We start from the raw sequence: 17,394 nt of genomic DNA, 5'->3' as shown, positions 1-17,394 counted from the left end.
CTCTAGCTAACCTCAGCGATTTTCAACAATCGAGCTAACTGGGGCTTATATTCCTGCGGCAACATATCACCGAGCGTGTACTTATCCAGGGTTGCGAGGAAGTTCTTCAAGGCTTCGCCAAGCACCGATTTAAGACCACAGACGGGAGTGATCACGCACTTATTATCGGGCGAGAAACATTCCACCAGGCTCATGTCCGGTTCCATCTCTCTGACCAGCACTCCAATACGGATTTCGTCAGGATCCATCCGCAAGCGCATGCCACCGTTCTTGCCACGTACGGTTTCGATATAGCCTTTTTTGTTCAATGCGTGTACCACTTTCATCAGGTGGTTACTGGAAATCTGGTAACTGTCGGAAATTTCCTGAATGGTGCACAGCCGATCCTTTTCCAGTGCCAGGAATAATAAAACGCGTAATGAATAGTCGGTATAACGGGTAATATGCATCTATCGTCTCCGTAAAATGCCTAAAGCTCTAATCATTAAATCAGGCTCTAAGCATTAGGTCGGCTGATTATATAGGTCAATAGTGCCGAGAAAAACACTGCGAGGAAGATTAATACCCCGGTTTTCATATTCAGCAGCCATAAGACCAGCCAACTGCTTGTCAGCATAAAGCCGGCCAGGTATTTGGCAAAAAGTGGAATCGCACCTCGCTCGCGCCAACCTTTAAGCAAGGGTCCAAACTGACGGTGCTCAAGTAGCCATAGCTCCAATCGCGGTGAGCTTTTGCCTGCCGCCCAGACCGCCACAATCAAAAATGGGGTAGTCGGCAACAAGGGTAGCACCACACCAATCATGCCAAGCCCGGTCGCTACAATTGCCAAAGTGCGATAGGCCAGTTGACGATTGAGTAAGCGTGTCACTGTTGGTTTTGCATTTGAAAGTACGACTCTCATGCCTTTACCCTTGTCATTCGATTTTGCCATAGGCTTATTCTAGATCAATTAATATACATTTGTCATACATCTTTTGATAAAGATCAAGTCTATTGATCTAGATCATGGTTTTATTGCCATTTTGTCGTAATATGGCCGACAAGAAAGACGTCTAAGCCATCAAAAGATGCATTTATAATATATTTTTAGGTTGACGTCTTATTTTTTAAATCTTAATATGTACTTGAAATACATCTTTAAGAATAATCACGATCAGGGCAAATCAGTGAACAAAGTTAGCGCACAGAATCTATTCTTTCCCGCGGCCTGCATTCATGCAGCGATAACCGCGGTTTTAACTGTGCTTGCCTATCAGTTCAGCTCCGAATGGTTAATGGCATTTGTTGGATTAGGTCATGCTCACGAAATGCTATTTGGCTTTGCCCTGGCGTTAATCGCAGGCTACACCCTCGGCCAGATTGAAGCGCGCTGGTTGTGGATACTATTCGGTTTATGGTTGTTTGCACGTATCGGTTACTGGGTTGACCCGGCAGGTGCTATCGGCCAGTGGTCGAGCCCGCTATTCGCATTGGCGCTGGCCTGGAAAATCGTTCCTCGCTTTTTTGCGGCAAAAAAATGGCGTAACCGGATGATTAGCCCACTGTTAATGGCTATCTGTAGCGTTCCTTTGGGCTGGTTAATTTTGCGCGAAATGGGCTGGCCAGTTGCACCAGGCCAGTTATCACAAGCCATGATTCTTTTATTGGTCATGTTAATGGCATTCATCGGAGGGCGGATAATTGCTCCAGCAGTTGCCGGTGAAATGCAAAAACGTGGCATCACTCAACAAGCTCGTGTTCAACCACAGCTTGAAGCTTTAATACTTCTGCTTTTACCTGCGGGTGCCATATCTGCCCTGATCCCAGGCGCTTCGCAGGTAGCAGGAGTATTATCTATTACCGTTGCAATCGTGATTGCAGTTCGTCTTATTCGCTGGAAAATCTGGCGTTGCGGCGACCGCGCCGATCTTATCGGTCTTGGCATTGGCTACGGCTGGCTGGCGATTGGAACCTTTGCCCTCGGCTTTGCCATCTTCTTTGAGCTGGCAACTTATGTATTACTGCATTTCATTACTGTTGGTGCTCTTGGCACTTTATCTGCCTCAGTCATGATGAAGAATAACCTGCACCAGTTTAAACACCTTCCTCAGCCCAAAGTCATGATCGTCAATATTTTAGGCCTGCTGTGTTTAGCAACCCTATTTAGAGTTTTGGCCGGAGCCATAGTTGACTCCTCTCCTGGTCTAACAGGACCTCACTTGTTGTGGCTCTCGGCCCTTTCTTGGTCAGCGGCATATTTTGCCCTGGCAATCTTCCTATTTTCTACACAGAGAAAGTCTACACAAAAACAAGCGTCACTGAAAAAAGCATCCGCAGTCAAAGCTGCGCCCAAAATAGTTAATGCGACTTCAGTGGTTACACAAAGCAAACGAGGTCAATGCCATGACAGCATTTGATATGAATTTACTGGATAAATCGCTCGGCGAAATTGCCCGCGATATCCCCGGCGCCAGCGCGGTCTTCTTTAAACATGGGCTGGATTTCTGTTGCGGTGGTCATCAGCCACTGGCAACCAGTATTCAGGAGAAAAACCTGGATCTGGATGAGGTGCTGGGTCAGCTCAATCAATTAAGTTCGCCACAAGCCGAAGAGCACAGCCTGAAATATGTGCCGAATGAAGAACTGATTAATCACATTCTTGAGCGCTACCATGAAGTGCATCGCGAGCAGCTGCCTGAACTGATTCGTCTGGCGCAGCGCGTAGAAACCGTTCATGGCCGCCATCCTGAGTGCCCGACCGGCCTTGCCAGCTTCTTAAGCGATGTTGAGCAGGAAATGGAAGCGCACATGCAGAAAGAAGAACAGATTTTATTCCCAATGATTCAGCGCGGTATGGGTGGCCTGGCGAAAAGCCCGGTCGCTGTGATGCGCATGGAACATGATGATCATGGCGAGTCGTTAGCTCGTCTGGAACAACTTGCACACCACTTCCAGCTACCAGCGGAAGCATGCAATACCTGGCAGGCGCTTTACACTGGTCTTGCCGCCTTCAAGGAAGATCTGATGAACCATATTCACCTCGAAAACAATATTTTATTTGAACGAATTGATAACTACCTTGGAGGACACTAACTATGGGTAAATATCGCAAACTCTGGTTTACCCTGATAGGTATCTTAGCGGTTACCTTCACTATCCTCGGCTATTTTGGTCGTGAAGTGTATCGCGAAGCGCCCCCTATCCCAGAGAAAGTTGTAACGACTGATGGGCGCGTCTTGATGACCCATGACTCGATTCTTGACGGTCAAACTGCCTGGCAGTCTATTGGCGGTATGCAATTAGGCTCGATTTGGGGTCACGGTGCGTATCAGGCACCTGACTGGACTGCTGACTGGCTACACCGTGAATTGGAAGCCTGGTTAGAATTGGCTGCGCAAGAAGAGTTTGGCGTGCCTTACGCTGAGCTTAATGGCGAACAGCAACAAACCTTGCAGTATCGCTTAAAGCAGGACTATCGCACCAACACTTATGACAAGGCGACAGATACAGTAACAGTATCAGAGCGTCGTGCTAAAGCGATGGCGGAAGTTAATGCCTACTATCACCAGTTGTTCAGTGACGATCCAAAATATCGTCAGCGTCGTGATAACTATGCGATGAAAGAAAACACTCTTCCTAAAGAAGAGCGTCGCGAAGTCATGAACCAGTTCTTCTTCTGGACTGCCTGGGCTGCTGCAACCAATCGTCCCGGTGGCGAAGCAACCTACACCAACAACTGGCCACATGAGCCATTGATCGACAACGTACCGACTTCTGAAAATATTGTCTGGTCTATCATCAGTGTGATTCTATTGGTTGCCGGTATTGGCGGTCTGGTCTGGGGTTGGGCCTTCATGCGTAAACACGATGAAGAAGAGCCTGCTGCTCCGGCTAAAGATCCGATTACTACATTCAAGCTGACTCCTTCGCAAAAAGCATTGGGTAAATACTTATTTGTGGTGGTTGCGCTATTTACCTTGCAGGTCATGATGGGTGGTCTTACTGCGCACTACACGGTTGAGGGACAAGGTTTCTACGGTCTGGAAATTTCTAAGTGGATTCCATACTCATTGGCGCGTACCTGGCACATTCAGGCAGCCATGTTCTGGATTGCTACTGGCTTCCTCGCTGCTGGTCTATTCCTAGTACCAATCATCAACGGCGGCAAAGATCCGAAACACCAGAAACTGGGCGTCAATGTTCTGTTCTGGGCATTGGTAGCGGTTGTTGGCGGCACCTTCATCGGTAACTACCTGGCGATTGCACAAATCATGCCTGAAAACCTTAACTTCTGGTTAGGTCACCAAGGTTATGAGTACGTCGATATGGGTCGTCTGTGGCAATGGGGTAAGTTCCTCGGTATTGTCTTCTGGCTATTCCTGATGTTGCGCGGTATTGCCCCGGCACTGAAAAAAGCCGGTGATAAAAACCTGTTAGTACTGTTAACCGCTTCAGTAGTTGCCATCGGTTTGTTCTACGGCGCAGGCTTCTTCTACGGCGAAAGAACTCACATCTCTGTGATGGAATATTGGCGCTGGTGGATCGTTCACCTGTGGGTAGAAGGTTTCTTCGAAGTATTCGCTACCGTATCACTAGCCTTTATTTTCCACAGCATGGGCTTGGTTAATCGCTCAACAGCAACAGCAGCCAGCTTAGCATCAGCTTCATTGTTCCTGCTTGGCGGTGTTCCGGGTACTTTCCACCACTTATACTTCTCAGGAACTACAACTCCTGTGATGGCAGTGGGCGCAACCTTCTCTGCACTGGAAGTGGTGCCATTGATTGTGCTGGGCTATGAAGCATGGGAAAACTATCGCCTGAAAAGCCGCGCCACCTGGATGGATAATATCCGCTGGCCATTAATGTGCTTCGTCGCTGTTGCCTTCTGGAACATGTTCGGTGCAGGTGTACTCGGCTTCATGATCAATCCACCAGTATCGCTATACTATGTGCAAGGTTTGAACATGACTCCTACTCACGCCCATGCAGCACTGTTCGGGGTGTACGGATTCCTTGCGATAGGCTTTGTGTTACTTATCCTACGCTACATCCGTCCACACATGGTGTTTGATGAAAGACTGATGAAAACAGGTTTCTGGTGGTTAAACATTGGTTTGATGATGATGTTGTTAACCAGCTTGCTACCTGTTGGCCTGATTCAATTTTACGCCAGCGTCAGCGAAGGCTTCTGGTATGCACGTAGCGAAGCTGTCATGCAAAGTGACATCCTTTACACCCTACGCTGGATCAGAACCATTGGTGACGTCGTCTTCATCGTCGGTGCACTAGCAGTAACCTGGCAGGTGATTAAAGGCTTACGCGAGCCAGCAGAAGGCGCTCATCAGCCTGTTGGTAAACCAGTTGAAGAAGGTGCGTAAGAATTACAAGCTATAGGAAACATTTGAGGTGCCAATTGGCACCTCTTTTTTTGCCTCTAATTTGTAGGCTGGAAAAGACTCGGAACGCGTCGCCTTCCAACAAAATACCGTTTATGTAGTGGCAAACTAAATTTGGCCACCTAATTTAAGAATATGGTTATAGCAAAGATGCGCGACATGGTGTGTCGGTTGGACTAGTAAAATTATTGAAGCAATTAAGAAGATTATCAGACAGTAGAAACAGAAAAGCAGGCCGGAGCCTGCTTTTTAATTTGTTGGAAATTCCTTGTTAACGGAAAAACCACAATTTCCTATCTGTCCGATTAACTTAAGCCAGAAATTGAAACTTGTCAAGTTTTGCGGTATTACTTAAACATTAACTAATAAAAAGGATCTAAGAATGAAATATAGACTTGGAATAGACATGGGATCAACCTCGCTTGGCTGGTGTGCAGTAAAGCTAGATGATAACAATCAACCCTGCGATATCATTGATATGGGTGTTAGGATTTTTCCTGACGGCCGTGACGCCAAAAGCAAGCAACCCCTTTCAGTAACAAGACGGGAAAAACGGTCAGCGCGTCGAAGAAGGGATCGGTATATAGAAAGACGCAACAAACTTCTAAATGCGCTTATCAAATATGGCTTTATGCCAAAAGATAAGGCAGAGCGAAAAAAAGTTGAAGAAATTGACCCTTGGAAAGCTCGCGCAGAATCAGCGACAAAACAGGTTCCTCTTTTTGAGTTAGGCCGCGCACTATTTCATATCAACCAGCGTCGTGGGTTTAAGAGCAATAGAATACTCGATGATACCTCTGATTCTGAATTAACAGGGATGAAAGGAGGAATACAGGAACTTCAAGAACAGCTAAATTGCAAAACAGTAGGTCAGTTTTTATATGAGAAGCATAAGAATAAAAATACGGTAAGACTTAGACCTAACTCAGTGAAGGGTAAGAATGAATGGGACTTTTATATTTCACGAGAAATGATGGAACAGGAGGTTAAAACCATTCTTTCGCACCAAACGAAGTACTATCCAGAAAACCTTACACCTGATATTCAACAAGAGCTAATGGATATCATCATAGAGCAACGACCATTACAAATTCCTGAACCAGGCTGGTGTACCTTGATTGAAGGGGAAAAAAGAGGTCGCTTGGGTTATCCAGAAATACAAAGGTTCAGAATTTTTCAGGAAGTCGCAAACTTGCAATTGAAAAAGTATACTCCCGACGATCCTGACCTTACAAAGCAGCAGAAGGATATTATTCTAAAAGAGCTGACAACCAATTTTACAGAAGTAAACAAAAATGGATTGCTGACCTGGGCAAAAATAAAAAAACTCACCAATCTTAACCGAGCATCTTCATTTAACCTCGAAGAGCTTGGCCGAAAAGGATTAAACTGCGATCTGACAAGCTTTAGACTTTCTGATGACGAAGCCTTTGGAACCGAATGGTTAGATCTTGATCTCGATACACAAAACCAGATTGTTGATAAAATTGTTACTGTTACCAACAAAGAAGATTTAAAAAGCTGGTTATCGGATAACTTCGATTTAAGCGAATCTCAGCTCAGCTCTATTGCATCTGCTAAACTCCCGCCGGGGTACGCAAGCATCAGTCTCAAGGCAGCCATCAAAATAAATCCTCATATGGAAAATGGTTTAACTTACGATAAAGCCTGTAAAGAAGAAGGCATAGACCACAGTCAATTCCATACAGGTGAAGTTTATAATGAAGGGAACCTTCCATACTATGGACAACTCCTGCAGCGCTATGTATTAGGTGGAGATCGTTCATTAGGTGAGGAAGCTACTCCCGAGCAATATTATGGAAAGATCAACAACCCTACTGTTCACATAGCCCTGAATCAGTTAAAAACTGTTGTTAATGCGTTGATAAAGCGATTAAAGTCTGCTCCCGAAGAAATACACCTGGAGCTTGCAAGAGAACTTCCACTCGGTGCTGACCAATACTCAAAGCTCGAGCGAGACTTAAGAAAAGGGCGAGATGATAATGAACGTATCAACGAAGAGCTAGAAAAACTTGGGATCGCCAAGAACTATCAAAACCGAATGAAATATAAACTTTGGGAAGACCTCGCTGAATCGCCTAATGAGCGTTGTTGTCCATTTACAGGAGACATCATTTCAGCACACGATATTTTCAATTCAGCGTACGAAGTAGAGCACTTATTGCCCTTCTCGTTAAGTTATGACGACTCAAGGGCAAACAAGGTGCTGTCTCATAGAGATGCCAACAGACTCAAAGGTAACCAATCGCCTTTTGAAGCCTTCGGACATAGCCCAGAAGGTTATGATTGGGAGGCTATTATTGCCCGGGTAGAAAATTTTGCGAATAAAAATAAACGTTGGCGGTTTGAACCTAACGCTTGGGAAAAATGGAAAGGCGATAATGGCGATTTATTAGCAAGAATGCTTAATGACACCCGCTATATGACCCGAGTGGCCAGAGAATACATGACTTATGCCTGTCACAAGGACAAGGTGGTTGCTGTAACTGGTCAGCTAACATCAATGCTTAGGCATCATTGGGGCTTAAACAGCCTGATCAGCGATGATGACTCAAAAGATCGTTCTGATCATAGGCATCATGCCATTGATGCCTTAGTAGTTGCCTGTACCAGCCGCAACACGCTCAACAAAGTATCCAAAGCATCAAAGCGTGCTCATGACACTGACAAACTCTTAGAAAAACTCGAATACCCATTTGAAGGTTTCGAGCGCTCAAAAATTCAGGAGCTGGTTGATGATATCGTCATCTCCTATAAACCAGATCACGGTAAGCCAAACGGCTCTACCACGATAGGCTCTTTGCATGAAGAAACCTATTATGGGCGCATCTGTGATGGCACCAAAAAGAACACTGGCATTTATGCTACACGCAAGCCTTTCCTAAATATTGAAGACAAAGAGAAAAAAATATTGGAAATAGCTAACACCAGCATTAGGGAAGATTTATTGGAGCAGTTAGCGACCAAGCCCACTAAAAAGCAATGGCAGGACTTTTTAGCTCAATATGCAAAGCAACATAATATTCGCCGGGTTCGAGTACATATTGAAAAGTCCGATGATGTAATGATTCCCATCAAAGACAAAACTGGGAAACCCTACCGATACGTTCAAGGCGGTAGCAATTATTGTGCCGATATCTGGTGTACCGACAAAGGTAAAAAGGCAGGCAAGTGGCAATCAGAGATTATATCCATGTTTGATGCACACCAGTCTGACTTTACCCCTCAGTGGCGCAAAGATAATCCGACTGCCTGGCGCATTATGCGATTACAGATCAATGATATGGTTGCTTTTGACAACAAAGATAATACTGAAATAAGGCGAGTTAAAAAAATTACAAATGGCCTAGTTTATCTAAGAAGTCACTTAATCGCTAAAGAAGAAAAAGACAAATCTAGCTGGGCCGCATCAGCAAAGCAGCTACAAGAGAAAAATGCACGTAAAGTATTCGTAGACCCGCTAGGCAAGGTAAAAGACCCCGGTCATGCTCGGAAAGCTCATAAGATTAAAAAGGAGTAGTTATGTCCACAAGGATGTTAGAAATCAGTCAAGATAATCGCTACCTCTCTATCCACAGAGGCTTTATCGAAATCAAGGAGTCAGGGGATCTAATCGGGAAGGTCCCCATAGACGATATCAACAGTATTATTGGCTCCGCACACGGCCTGATATACAGTCAAAGCCTTTTAATGGAACTCTCCAAGAGAAACATTCCTCTGGTAGTATGCAATCAAGCCTTCATCCCTGTTTCTGTACTTTGGCCCCTAGATGGCCATTACAACCAATCCGCAAAAATTGATAATCAGCTGGATGTCAGCCTCCCCCTCAAGAAACAACTGTGGAAATCGCTGGTAAGCCAGAAAATTTATCGTCAGGGACAAACGCTAGAAGCATTAAGTTTACCCGCAGGCGCTTTTTACCAGCTCAGCAAAAAAGTCAGCTCAGGCGACAAAGAGAATCTAGAAGGACAGGCAGCAAAGCGTTATTGGCCTATACTCCTCGGTGAAAATTTCAAGCGCTATCGCAATGGTCCAGCACCTAACAATTTACTCAATTATGGCTATATTGTTTTACGGTCAGCTACAGCAAGAGCGGTTGTTGCTGGCGGCCTCCATCCAGCCATCGGACTATTTCACCGCAATAAGAATAATCCTTTTCGACTGGTCGATGACCTGATGGAGCCCTTCCGCCCCTTTATTGATCTACTGGTTTGGAAGCTACATTTACAGGAAGGTGTAGATGAACTCACTCCTGAAATAAAATCACGGCTGGTGTCTATATTGTCTGTTGAGTTGGAATCTAATGATTTCACTAGCTCCTTGCTAAACCATATTCAATTACTCGTGCGCTCACTCAACAAAAGCTACGAAGACAAGAAAGTCATGTTGCAATACCCCAACCCAAGCCTGTTAAACCTGCAAGCGATTCTCAATGGATAAGAGTAAATTTAGACTTATGTGGCTCATGGTAATGTTCGATCTACCGGTAACGGAAAAAGCAGAAAGACGGTCTGCGACACAGTTTCGTAACTTTTTGCTGGATGAAGGTTTTGAAATGTCCCAGTTTTCAGTTTACTTCCGGTTTATTGGCGAAAAAGAACGAAGTATACCGATTGTTAAGAGAATAAAAGAGGCTTTACCCGCCAATGGCAAGGTTAGCATTCTCTTTTTCACCGACAAACAATTCAGTGATATTCTGTATTTTCACGATAGAACCCTAGTAGAAAATGCCGAAATCCCTGATCAGCTTGCCCTCTTTTAACCACTTTACAGCCGCTCCAATAACGAAAAAGCCCCTGAAATCAGGGGCTTATCGACTCATAGAGTTTATCAGATAGGAAATTGTGCTTAAACCGCAACAAGATGCTTAATGGCATTTCATAACCACGCAGTTTATCAGATAGGAAATTGTGCTTAAACCGCAACAAAAGGTTACTACCATGAGAAAGTCAATCAAGTTTATCAGATAGGAAATTGTGCTTAAACCGCAACATTTCGTTAGTTAGGGTTCGCATTGCCTGAAGTTTATCAGATAGGAAATTGTGCTTAAACCGCAACTTGGAGCATCCGCTCTTTCGCGTGGTCAGTAGTTTATCAGATAGGAAATTGTGCTTAAACCGCAACTTTCGACATCAACTTTATAACATCGAGGTAAGTTTATCAGATAGGAAATTGTGCTTAAACCGCAACAACGAAGGACGCTTTATGAACAAAGCATACAGTTTATCAGATAGGAAATTGTGCTTAAACCGCAACAAAGCCTATTGTTATTCGTGCAGAGGATGGAGTTTATCAGATAGGAAATTGTGCTTAAACCGCAACATCTGCTCCCTTCCAATTTTGGTTTCAAAAAGTTTATCAGATAGGAAATTGTGCTTAAACCGCAACTGTCCTCGTCGGCAATGCCGGAAGCCTGCTAGTTTATCAGATAGGAAATTGTGCTTAAACCGCAACCTGATGCGCTTAGTTTTACTAACTGTTTCAAGTTTATCAGATAGGAAATTGTGCTTAAACCGCAACTGCCGGTTCGGGCATGAATAAGCGCCTGTCAGTTTATCAGATAGGAAATTGTGCTTAAACCGCAACGCTCATGGATTGCCTTATGTTGCGCTTTCGAGTTTATCAGATAGGAAATTGTGCTTAAACCGCAACTTAAACGTGGAGGTATGCTATGGGACACACAGTTTATCAGATAGGAAATTGTGCTTAAACCGCAACCCTTTGTCATCATCATACCAGATAATAACTAGTTTATCAGATAGGAAATTGTGCTTAAACCGCAACCTAGCTGGAGAAATATCAACCTACGCAAAAAGTTTATCAGATAGGAAATTGTGCTTAAACCGCAACAATACTCAGCAACGGTTACGGTGTTTTCATAGTTTATCAGATAGGAAATTGTGCTTAAACCGCAACTATTACTCCGGCTTTAAGAAAGGGGCTGAGAGTTTATCAGATAGGAAATTGTGCTTAAACCGCAACAAGTATTACGAACTATCTCGAAACGCTGTTAGTTTATCAGATAGGAAATTGTGCTTAAACCGCAACGTATCACTACACCATATTTCGGTTTGAATGAGTTTATCAGATAGGAAATTGTGCTTAAACCGCAACTTGTTACGCATACCCACTCCTTTTAACTTCAGTTTATCAGATAGGAAATTGTGCTTAAACCGCAACACAAAATCATCACACCAACAGGCAGGAAATAGTTTATCAGATAGGAAATTGTGCTTAAACCGCAACAAGATCGTTTGGCGCGTGCTGAATAGGTGAAGTTTATCAGATAGGAAATTGTGCTTAAACCGCAACTTTAGCCATAGCTTTAGGAAATACACTTCCAGTTTATCAGATAGGAAATTGTGCTTAAACCGCAACACGCCACTTGGTAACAGTTTGACCTATAGAAGTTTATCAGATAGGAAATTGTGCTTAAACCGCAACCGAAGTGATAGGCGCTTCCGTTGCCGACTCAGTTTATCAGATAGGAAATTGTGCTTAAACCGCAACCGGCGTGAATGGTGATGTCGCAGCCCTCGCAGTTTATCAGATAGGAAATTGTCCCCCCCCCCCCCGAGTTTCTTAAAGGAAAAATTTGATTGCTGGGATTCGTAAACTCATCCCAGCCTACTAAGCATCATTCCATCAATATAACCTAAAGCTATAACCTCTCGACTGGTTCATTGAATTGAAACTGCGACATCCAGTAATATTGCCCGCTTGCAAAGGAAACCAAGGAAAGAGCAATGACAGGATTCGAAATTCAACAAAACGCCAGAATTAAAGCCTACCTAAACCGTAATAAACAACAGTCTAATGATTCCCCCCTTCCTCTTGACGCTTTATTAAAAAAGAACAGTCATACACTGGTTGTTATGAGCCCTGATGAGTTCTGGGATTTTATGAAAAAGTATTATCAGCGAAAAGGTTATTCGGAAGACGATACGATTCAACTGGCCTTGCAGCAGTTAGTCAAAAAAGGACTGATAACAGAAACCGCAAAGCTGGAGTGGGAAGAGAATCGAACCATGATCAAGAGTGCGGGTGGCTTTATACCCTCCTTTGTTGATGCTAAGGCCTTAGTCGTTCTTGCAGCCGAAATGAAACGAGGCGGTAACTTGTTTAGCAAGTTTCGTATTCAGAATTATGCTGGTGCAAGCTATATCATATTGAAGGGCAACCCTGCCTTAAGAACTCACCTGACCGGAACACGCTATTTAGCCAATAACCCTAAAGTTGTTAGCATGGGCTTAGGCAAAGCTGGCGCTGGCAATGCTATTCGCGGCGGCGGCATCGTAACCGTTATCTTTTCAGTCTGGTTTCATGGTATGGATCAGTTGATGAGGGATGAGCTTACCTGGCATCATTTTGTGGGTGGCCTGGCTGCAGATGTAGTTATTGCAGCTGCAGGAGCAGGAATAATTTGGACAGGCCTTACGCTCACTGGCATAGCGGTTACAGGTTTAGCTATAGGACCATTATTAGCAGTATTTGCAGTTTGTGGGTTAATATCTTACGGGCTCTCAAACTTATTTGGCGAGAAACTAACAAAGTATTTTGTTGAGACTCTTAAGTCTATGGAGAAACACTTGAAAATCAAAGTAACACAACTCAATACATTTACGTTGATTTCAAAAGTAGTTGTTGCTCCGAGCATTGATTATGCCCTTGAAAAGCTAACTGATAATATTAAGCAACTTTCAAAAAGCACATCAAATTCTATATCTCTTTCCCAACGAGACCCTGAAGGTTTTTTGCATAGATTATTTAATATTCCAGATACGAGAAATATATATCGATGAATAAAGATAATGCTTTATTAGAAGAACTCACCATTAAGGAAGTAATCTTAGGCGTAATAAGTGGGACGGTAATATTGGGTTGTGCGTTATACGCTCTCATAAACAGCTATGAATTATCACTTGGCATATTCGAAAGGATTAATGCAAACAGCTATTACGTTAAAGCAACAAAAATGGGGCTTTTCCTTATCAGTGCTGCCTTAGCAGCTTTTTGTCTAATTTATCTGATAGTTTTAAGGATATTAAAAAAATTAACTTTCCAAAAAGTGAATAAAACCTCGAAAGTCCTTTCAACCATTATTTTGCTGGGCATAATATCCAGCCTTGCTGTATGGCCGGTTCTTAATAACCAGCTGGATAGACATAGCTACCACTACTGCTTTTTCTATTCAGGCAGTAATATCGCCAGCCCCCCTGTGTACGTTAAAAATCCCGATCACTGCATAGCTACTCCTCGTCAGAATATTAATGAAATACTGGCCTGGTTTGATGAGCAGGAAGCGGCTGGGGTTCGCTTGACCGCTAAAGATGTCCAACAAAAAGTCGATGAGCTTAAAGCGATTAGCGGGTATTGATAGTATTCACACGTAGTTCGGATAAGTCATACATGGCGTCATCCGACATTCAATCGGACGAGCGCCACTCGCCCCTACACAAGAATTGTTGGATGGCGCTTCGCCTGTTGGTAAGCCGATTGAAGAAGGCGCATAGATGTTAAATCAATAACAACACTCTTCACAAAACTTGAGGTGCCAATTAGCACCTCTTTTTTTTGCTTAATATTTAGAAAAAATGGTTAAGCCAAATGCTTGGCATGAAACCTTAAGTGCTGCTCAATAAAGCTGGCGATAAAGTAATAGCTATGGTCATAACCATCATGTCTTTCGATAGTCACCGGAGCGGACTTTTCTTCGACAATCGCTTCCAGAGTTTCTGTTTTAAGTTGCTCCACTAAAAACTGATCCGCTTCGCCTTGTGATACCAGCATAGGAGTTTGCTGTTCGGCTTGCTGCAAAAGGTAACAGCTATCGTATTGTTGCCACTCCTCTTTGTCATCACCTAAATAGGCAGTAAAGGCTTTTTGTCCCCAGGGACAATTCATCGGATTCACTATCGGACTGAACGCCGATACTGATACAAACATATCCGGATTACGCAAGGCAATCATCAATGCGCCATGTCCGCCCATGGAATGACCGCTGATGGCCGCTTTTTCACTGACGGAAAAATTGTCCTGAATAAGAGCGGGCAATTCTTTCACGATGTAATCATACATCTGGTAATGCTTTTTCCACGGTTCCTGCGTGGCGTTGACATAAAAGCCCGCACCTTTACCGAGGTCATAACCATCATCATCCGCCACATCATCGCCTCGCGGACTAGTGTCCGGAGCTACAATGATAATACCCAGTTCAGCTGCTACACGATGCGCACCAGCTTTCTGCATAAAGTTTTCATCGGTGCAGGTCAGCCCCGACAACCAGTACAACACTGGCAGCTTTTTACCCAGCTCAGCTTGAGGCGGCAAATACACCGCAAAACGCATATCGCAGTTGAGCACCTTTGAAGAGTGGCTGAATTGCTTATGCCAACCACCGAAACTTTTACTTGCTGATAATTCATTAATACTCATAACTACTCCCTTAGTAGTGAATTACGCTACGAATACTTTTGCCTTCGTGCATCAGGTCAAAAGCTTTATTAATATCTTCAAGCGGCATAGTATGAGTAATAAAGTCATCCAGCTTAAATTCACCTGCCAGATAACGCTCAACGTAATCCGGTAATTCTGAGCGACCTTTGACACCACCAAAGGCAGTACCTTTCCATACCCGTCCAGTCACTAGCTGAAATGGTCGAGTACAGATCTCCTGACCAGCACCCGCGACACCGATGATGACCGACTCGCCCCAGCCTTTATGGCAACACTCCAGCGCCGAGCGCATCACATTGACATTACCGATACACTCAAAGGAATAATCTACGCCACCATCCGTCATCTCGACAATCACTTCCTGAATCGGCTTGTCATAATCTTTTGGATTAACGCAATCGGTAGCGCCGAGCTTTCTGGCCAGTTCAAATTTTGACTCATTAATATCAATCGCAATAATGCGGCTGGCCTTAGCCATCACCGAACCAATCACTGCCGACAGACCAATGCCGCCCAAACCAAAAATAGCAACTGTCGCGCCCTCTTCGACTTTAGCGGTATTCATCACTGCGCCCATGCCAGTGGTCACGCCACAACCCAACAGGCAGACTTCTTCAAGCGGCGCTTTCGGATTGACTTTGGCCAGCGAAATTTCTGGCAGAACCGTGTACTCGGAGAAAGTCGATGTGCCCATGTAATGATAAATGGGCTTGCCGTTAATTGAAAAACGCGTGGTGCCATCCGGCATCAAACCTTTGCCCTGAGTTTCGCGAATTTTCTGGCACAGATTGGTTTTGCCAGACAAGCAGAACTTACACTCGCCACATTCAGGGGTGTACAACGGAATCACATGATCGCCCGGCTTAACGCTGGTCACGCCTTCACCGACCGACTCAACAATGCCACCGCCTTCATGCCCCAGAATACTTGGGAATACACCTTCAGGGTCATCACCTGACAAAGTAAAGGCATCGGTATGGCATACGCCAGTTGCCACAATTTTGACCCGCACCTCGCCTTTCTGTGGCGGCTGAACTTCAACTTCTTCAATAGACAGCGGCTTACCTGCTTCCCAGGCCACAGCGGCTTTACACTTAATCACTTGGTTCGACATAACAGTTTCCTTGATGAATCACTTCGATTAACAAACCTTACAACAGTACCCAATAATTGCAATCGAAGCTTTGATTTGACGTGATACATAACAACTATTGATCAAGAGCTACTCTAACAGCATGGCGTGAATCTTCTGTCGTAATTGATGCCTCGTAGGCAATGGCATGGAATTTATGGCCAGATTTGGTTACAGTTGACATTATTCTAAGTCAGCACAATCCGATAAAAACTCTATGGAAAAATACGAAGACCTGCTCGTCTCCCTGCGTAAAATCATTCGCTCCAATGATCTCTATTCCAAAGAGCTTGCCAAGAAAGCTGGCGTAACAGGCCCGCAACTTCTGATCCTCAAACAAATCAGCCGCACCAATGGCATCTCGCCCAAAGAGCTGGCAGAGACACTGAATTTAAGTCAGGGCACTATTACCAGCATCATCGATCGAATGCAGGATCGCGAACTGGTCACACGCATAAGAAGCCAAACCGACAAGCGCCGCTTTAATTTATCTCTGACTGAAAAAGGACAGGCATTATTAGAATCGGCACCACCACCGATGCAGGATTATTTCATTGAACGATTTAATCGACTGGAAGACTGGGAACAAACTCAACTACTGGCCGCCTTTCAAAGAGTCGCAAGCATGATGAATGCACAGGAAATTGATCAACAGACGAATGTAGAGCAGTAGTTGCATTTCCTGAATAGCAGTCTATTTACACTACGTCCATTAAGTTCTTAACTCCGTCTAAATCTCTTTTCACCATATTTATTTCTTGTTAAATAAACTTTTATAAGACTCAAATAATATTTGACCAGATTATTTCGCTTTATGATACTCAATGTATCCTTCGTGTTATTATCCATGTTAGCAATAACTAAACGTAAATGACGCTCCGCATCATTATCTGACTTTTCAACTCCCAATCCTTTTATGTAACAAGCAGCTAAGTAAAGGTGCCCCTCACCTATGTTAGAGTTTTTTAAATTGTTTAAATATTTGAACGCTAGCTCATAGTCTTTATGTACCAAATCCCCATGAAACAAAGCTCTTCCCACATACAATGAAGAATACAAGTCACCAAGAGCTATTGCCTTATGTAAATACTCGAATCCTAACTCCGGATTTTGTATATTGTTTGATGAGTCATTACTTAGCAAGTAAGTTCTACCTAGCATCCTATATACTCTAGGATCATTACGATAAGTTAGCGCCTCCAAAATTTCACAAGCTTCTCTTCTTTCCCCAGCGAGTATTAGCTGAGCCGCCTTATCTAGTTTTAATAATTCTTCTTCATCCAACATAATATTATTTTGCCTATTGAATCAATTGCTTAAAATTGTCCTAACCCATACTCAAATACTGGATGCCTACAAATTTCTGAATAAGGTTATCAGATATTTCTATTTAACTATAATTTTTGTTGA

14 protein-coding genes and 1 CRISPR repeat array are annotated in these 17,394 nt (G+C 43.8%); of the genes, 9 read left to right on the top strand and 5 right to left on the bottom strand.

Translation table 11 applies throughout. The features are described 5' to 3' along the window. Nucleotides 1–2: 2 nt before the first annotated feature. Both HUJ19_RS03820 and HUJ19_RS03815 read right to left on the bottom strand, forming a co-directional pair. Nucleotides 3–449, bottom strand: coding sequence for an Rrf2 family transcriptional regulator (locus tag HUJ19_RS03820; RefSeq protein ID WP_290622346.1), 447 nt, complete (start codon nucleotides 447–449; stop codon nucleotides 3–5). 47 nt (nucleotides 450–496) lie between these two features. After that, a complete protein-coding gene (locus HUJ19_RS03815) occupies nucleotides 497–931 on the bottom strand; it encodes a YbaN family protein (protein ID WP_290622345.1) in 435 nt (144 codons plus the stop codon). A 235-nt stretch (nucleotides 932–1,166) separates the two neighbouring features. On the opposite strand from HUJ19_RS03815, the gene HUJ19_RS03810 reads away from it, so the two are divergent. The 8 genes from HUJ19_RS03810 (at nucleotide 1,167) to HUJ19_RS03775 (ending at nucleotide 13,773) form a co-directional block, all read left to right on the top strand. Then, nucleotides 1,167–2,396, top strand: a complete 1,230-nt coding sequence (locus tag HUJ19_RS03810; protein WP_290622344.1) for an NnrS family protein — start codon at nucleotides 1,167–1,169, stop codon at nucleotides 2,394–2,396. Next, nucleotides 2,383–3,072 (top strand): iron-sulfur cluster repair protein YtfE, encoded by a 690-nt coding sequence (ytfE, locus tag HUJ19_RS03805; RefSeq protein ID WP_290622343.1) that lies wholly within the window; start codon nucleotides 2,383–2,385, stop codon nucleotides 3,070–3,072. The genes HUJ19_RS03810 and ytfE overlap by 14 nt, the downstream gene beginning before the upstream one ends. Before the next feature lie 2 nt (nucleotides 3,073–3,074). Next, on the top strand, nucleotides 3,075–5,357 hold the full coding sequence (locus HUJ19_RS03800; protein WP_290622342.1) for a nitric-oxide reductase large subunit: 2,283 nt from the start codon (nucleotides 3,075–3,077) through the stop codon (nucleotides 5,355–5,357). A 400-nt stretch (nucleotides 5,358–5,757) separates the two neighbouring features. Then, nucleotides 5,758–8,916, top strand: a complete 3,159-nt coding sequence (cas9, locus tag HUJ19_RS03795) for a type II CRISPR RNA-guided endonuclease Cas9 (RefSeq protein WP_290622341.1) — start codon at nucleotides 5,758–5,760, stop codon at nucleotides 8,914–8,916. Nucleotides 8,917–8,918: 2 nt separating this feature from the next. Next, nucleotides 8,919–9,836: a type II CRISPR-associated endonuclease Cas1 gene (gene cas1 / locus HUJ19_RS03790; RefSeq protein WP_290622340.1), complete on the top strand. Its 918-nt coding sequence runs from the start codon at nucleotides 8,919–8,921 to the stop codon at nucleotides 9,834–9,836. Next, the gene (gene cas2, locus HUJ19_RS03785) at nucleotides 9,829–10,158 is read left to right on the top strand and encodes a CRISPR-associated endonuclease Cas2 (protein ID WP_290622339.1); all 330 of its coding nucleotides are present in this window, start codon (nucleotides 9,829–9,831) and stop codon (nucleotides 10,156–10,158) included. The genes cas1 and cas2 overlap by 8 nt, the downstream gene beginning before the upstream one ends. A gap of 62 nt (nucleotides 10,159–10,220) precedes the next feature. After that, a CRISPR array of direct repeats spans nucleotides 10,221–11,972; the repeat unit is 36 nt; unit sequence AGTTTATCAGATAGGAAATTGTGCTTAAACCGCAAC. A 170-nt stretch (nucleotides 11,973–12,142) separates the two neighbouring features. Continuing rightward, on the top strand, nucleotides 12,143–13,198 hold the full coding sequence (locus HUJ19_RS03780; protein WP_290622338.1) for a hypothetical protein: 1,056 nt from the start codon (nucleotides 12,143–12,145) through the stop codon (nucleotides 13,196–13,198). Then, the gene (locus tag HUJ19_RS03775) at nucleotides 13,195–13,773 is read left to right on the top strand and encodes a hypothetical protein (protein WP_290622337.1); all 579 of its coding nucleotides are present in this window, start codon (nucleotides 13,195–13,197) and stop codon (nucleotides 13,771–13,773) included. The genes HUJ19_RS03780 and HUJ19_RS03775 overlap by 4 nt, the downstream gene beginning before the upstream one ends. A 221-nt stretch (nucleotides 13,774–13,994) precedes the next feature. On the opposite strand, the gene fghA is transcribed toward HUJ19_RS03775, so the two are convergent. Together fghA and HUJ19_RS03765 are read right to left on the bottom strand one after the other, a co-directional pair. Next, nucleotides 13,995–14,831 carry an S-formylglutathione hydrolase gene (gene fghA, locus HUJ19_RS03770; protein WP_290622336.1) on the bottom strand — a complete coding sequence of 279 codons (837 nt, stop codon included), beginning with the start codon at nucleotides 14,829–14,831 and terminating at the stop codon, nucleotides 13,995–13,997. 10 nt (nucleotides 14,832–14,841) lie between these two features. After that, entirely contained in the window at nucleotides 14,842–15,966 is a 1,125-nt protein-coding gene (locus HUJ19_RS03765) for an S-(hydroxymethyl)glutathione dehydrogenase/class III alcohol dehydrogenase (RefSeq protein WP_367273961.1), read from the bottom strand. A gap of 235 nt (nucleotides 15,967–16,201) precedes the next feature. On the opposite strand from HUJ19_RS03765, the gene HUJ19_RS03760 reads away from it, so the two are divergent. After that, complete coding sequence (locus HUJ19_RS03760; RefSeq protein WP_290622335.1) at nucleotides 16,202–16,657, top strand: MarR family winged helix-turn-helix transcriptional regulator; 456 nt, start codon at nucleotides 16,202–16,204, stop codon at nucleotides 16,655–16,657. A 47-nt stretch (nucleotides 16,658–16,704) separates the two neighbouring features. Here the strand turns inward: HUJ19_RS03760 and HUJ19_RS03755 are convergent, their stop codons facing one another. After that, the gene (locus HUJ19_RS03755) at nucleotides 16,705–17,271 is read right to left on the bottom strand and encodes a hypothetical protein (protein WP_290622334.1); all 567 of its coding nucleotides are present in this window, start codon (nucleotides 17,269–17,271) and stop codon (nucleotides 16,705–16,707) included. Nucleotides 17,272–17,394 lie beyond the last annotated feature (123 nt).

Source organism: Kangiella sp., from assembly GCF_014762745.1.
Taxonomy (GTDB): Bacteria; Pseudomonadota; Gammaproteobacteria; order Enterobacterales; family Kangiellaceae; genus Kangiella.
This window is presented reverse-complemented; position numbering and strand designations above follow the sequence as displayed.

Coding starts and splice junctions, on each gene's coding strand:
- HUJ19_RS03780 (WP_290622338.1), top strand. CDS start 12,143: ATGACAGGATTCGAAATTCAACAAAACGCCAGAATTAAAGCCTACCTA.
- HUJ19_RS03765 (WP_367273961.1), bottom strand. CDS start 15,966: ATGTCGAACCAAGTGATTAAGTGTAAAGCCGCTGTGGCCTGGGAAGCA.
- cas2 (WP_290622339.1), top strand. CDS start 9,829: ATGGATAAGAGTAAATTTAGACTTATGTGGCTCATGGTAATGTTCGAT.
- HUJ19_RS03760 (WP_290622335.1), top strand. CDS start 16,202: ATGGAAAAATACGAAGACCTGCTCGTCTCCCTGCGTAAAATCATTCGC.
- ytfE (WP_290622343.1), top strand. CDS start 2,383: ATGACAGCATTTGATATGAATTTACTGGATAAATCGCTCGGCGAAATT.
- HUJ19_RS03820 (WP_290622346.1), bottom strand. CDS start 449: ATGCATATTACCCGTTATACCGACTATTCATTACGCGTTTTATTATTC.
- fghA (WP_290622336.1), bottom strand. CDS start 14,831: ATGAGTATTAATGAATTATCAGCAAGTAAAAGTTTCGGTGGTTGGCAT.
- HUJ19_RS03775 (WP_290622337.1), top strand. CDS start 13,195: ATGAATAAAGATAATGCTTTATTAGAAGAACTCACCATTAAGGAAGTA.
- HUJ19_RS03800 (WP_290622342.1), top strand. CDS start 3,075: ATGGGTAAATATCGCAAACTCTGGTTTACCCTGATAGGTATCTTAGCG.
- HUJ19_RS03815 (WP_290622345.1), bottom strand. CDS start 931: ATGGCAAAATCGAATGACAAGGGTAAAGGCATGAGAGTCGTACTTTCA.
- cas9 (WP_290622341.1), top strand. CDS start 5,758: ATGAAATATAGACTTGGAATAGACATGGGATCAACCTCGCTTGGCTGG.
- cas1 (WP_290622340.1), top strand. CDS start 8,919: ATGTCCACAAGGATGTTAGAAATCAGTCAAGATAATCGCTACCTCTCT.
- HUJ19_RS03755 (WP_290622334.1), bottom strand. CDS start 17,271: ATGTTGGATGAAGAAGAATTATTAAAACTAGATAAGGCGGCTCAGCTA.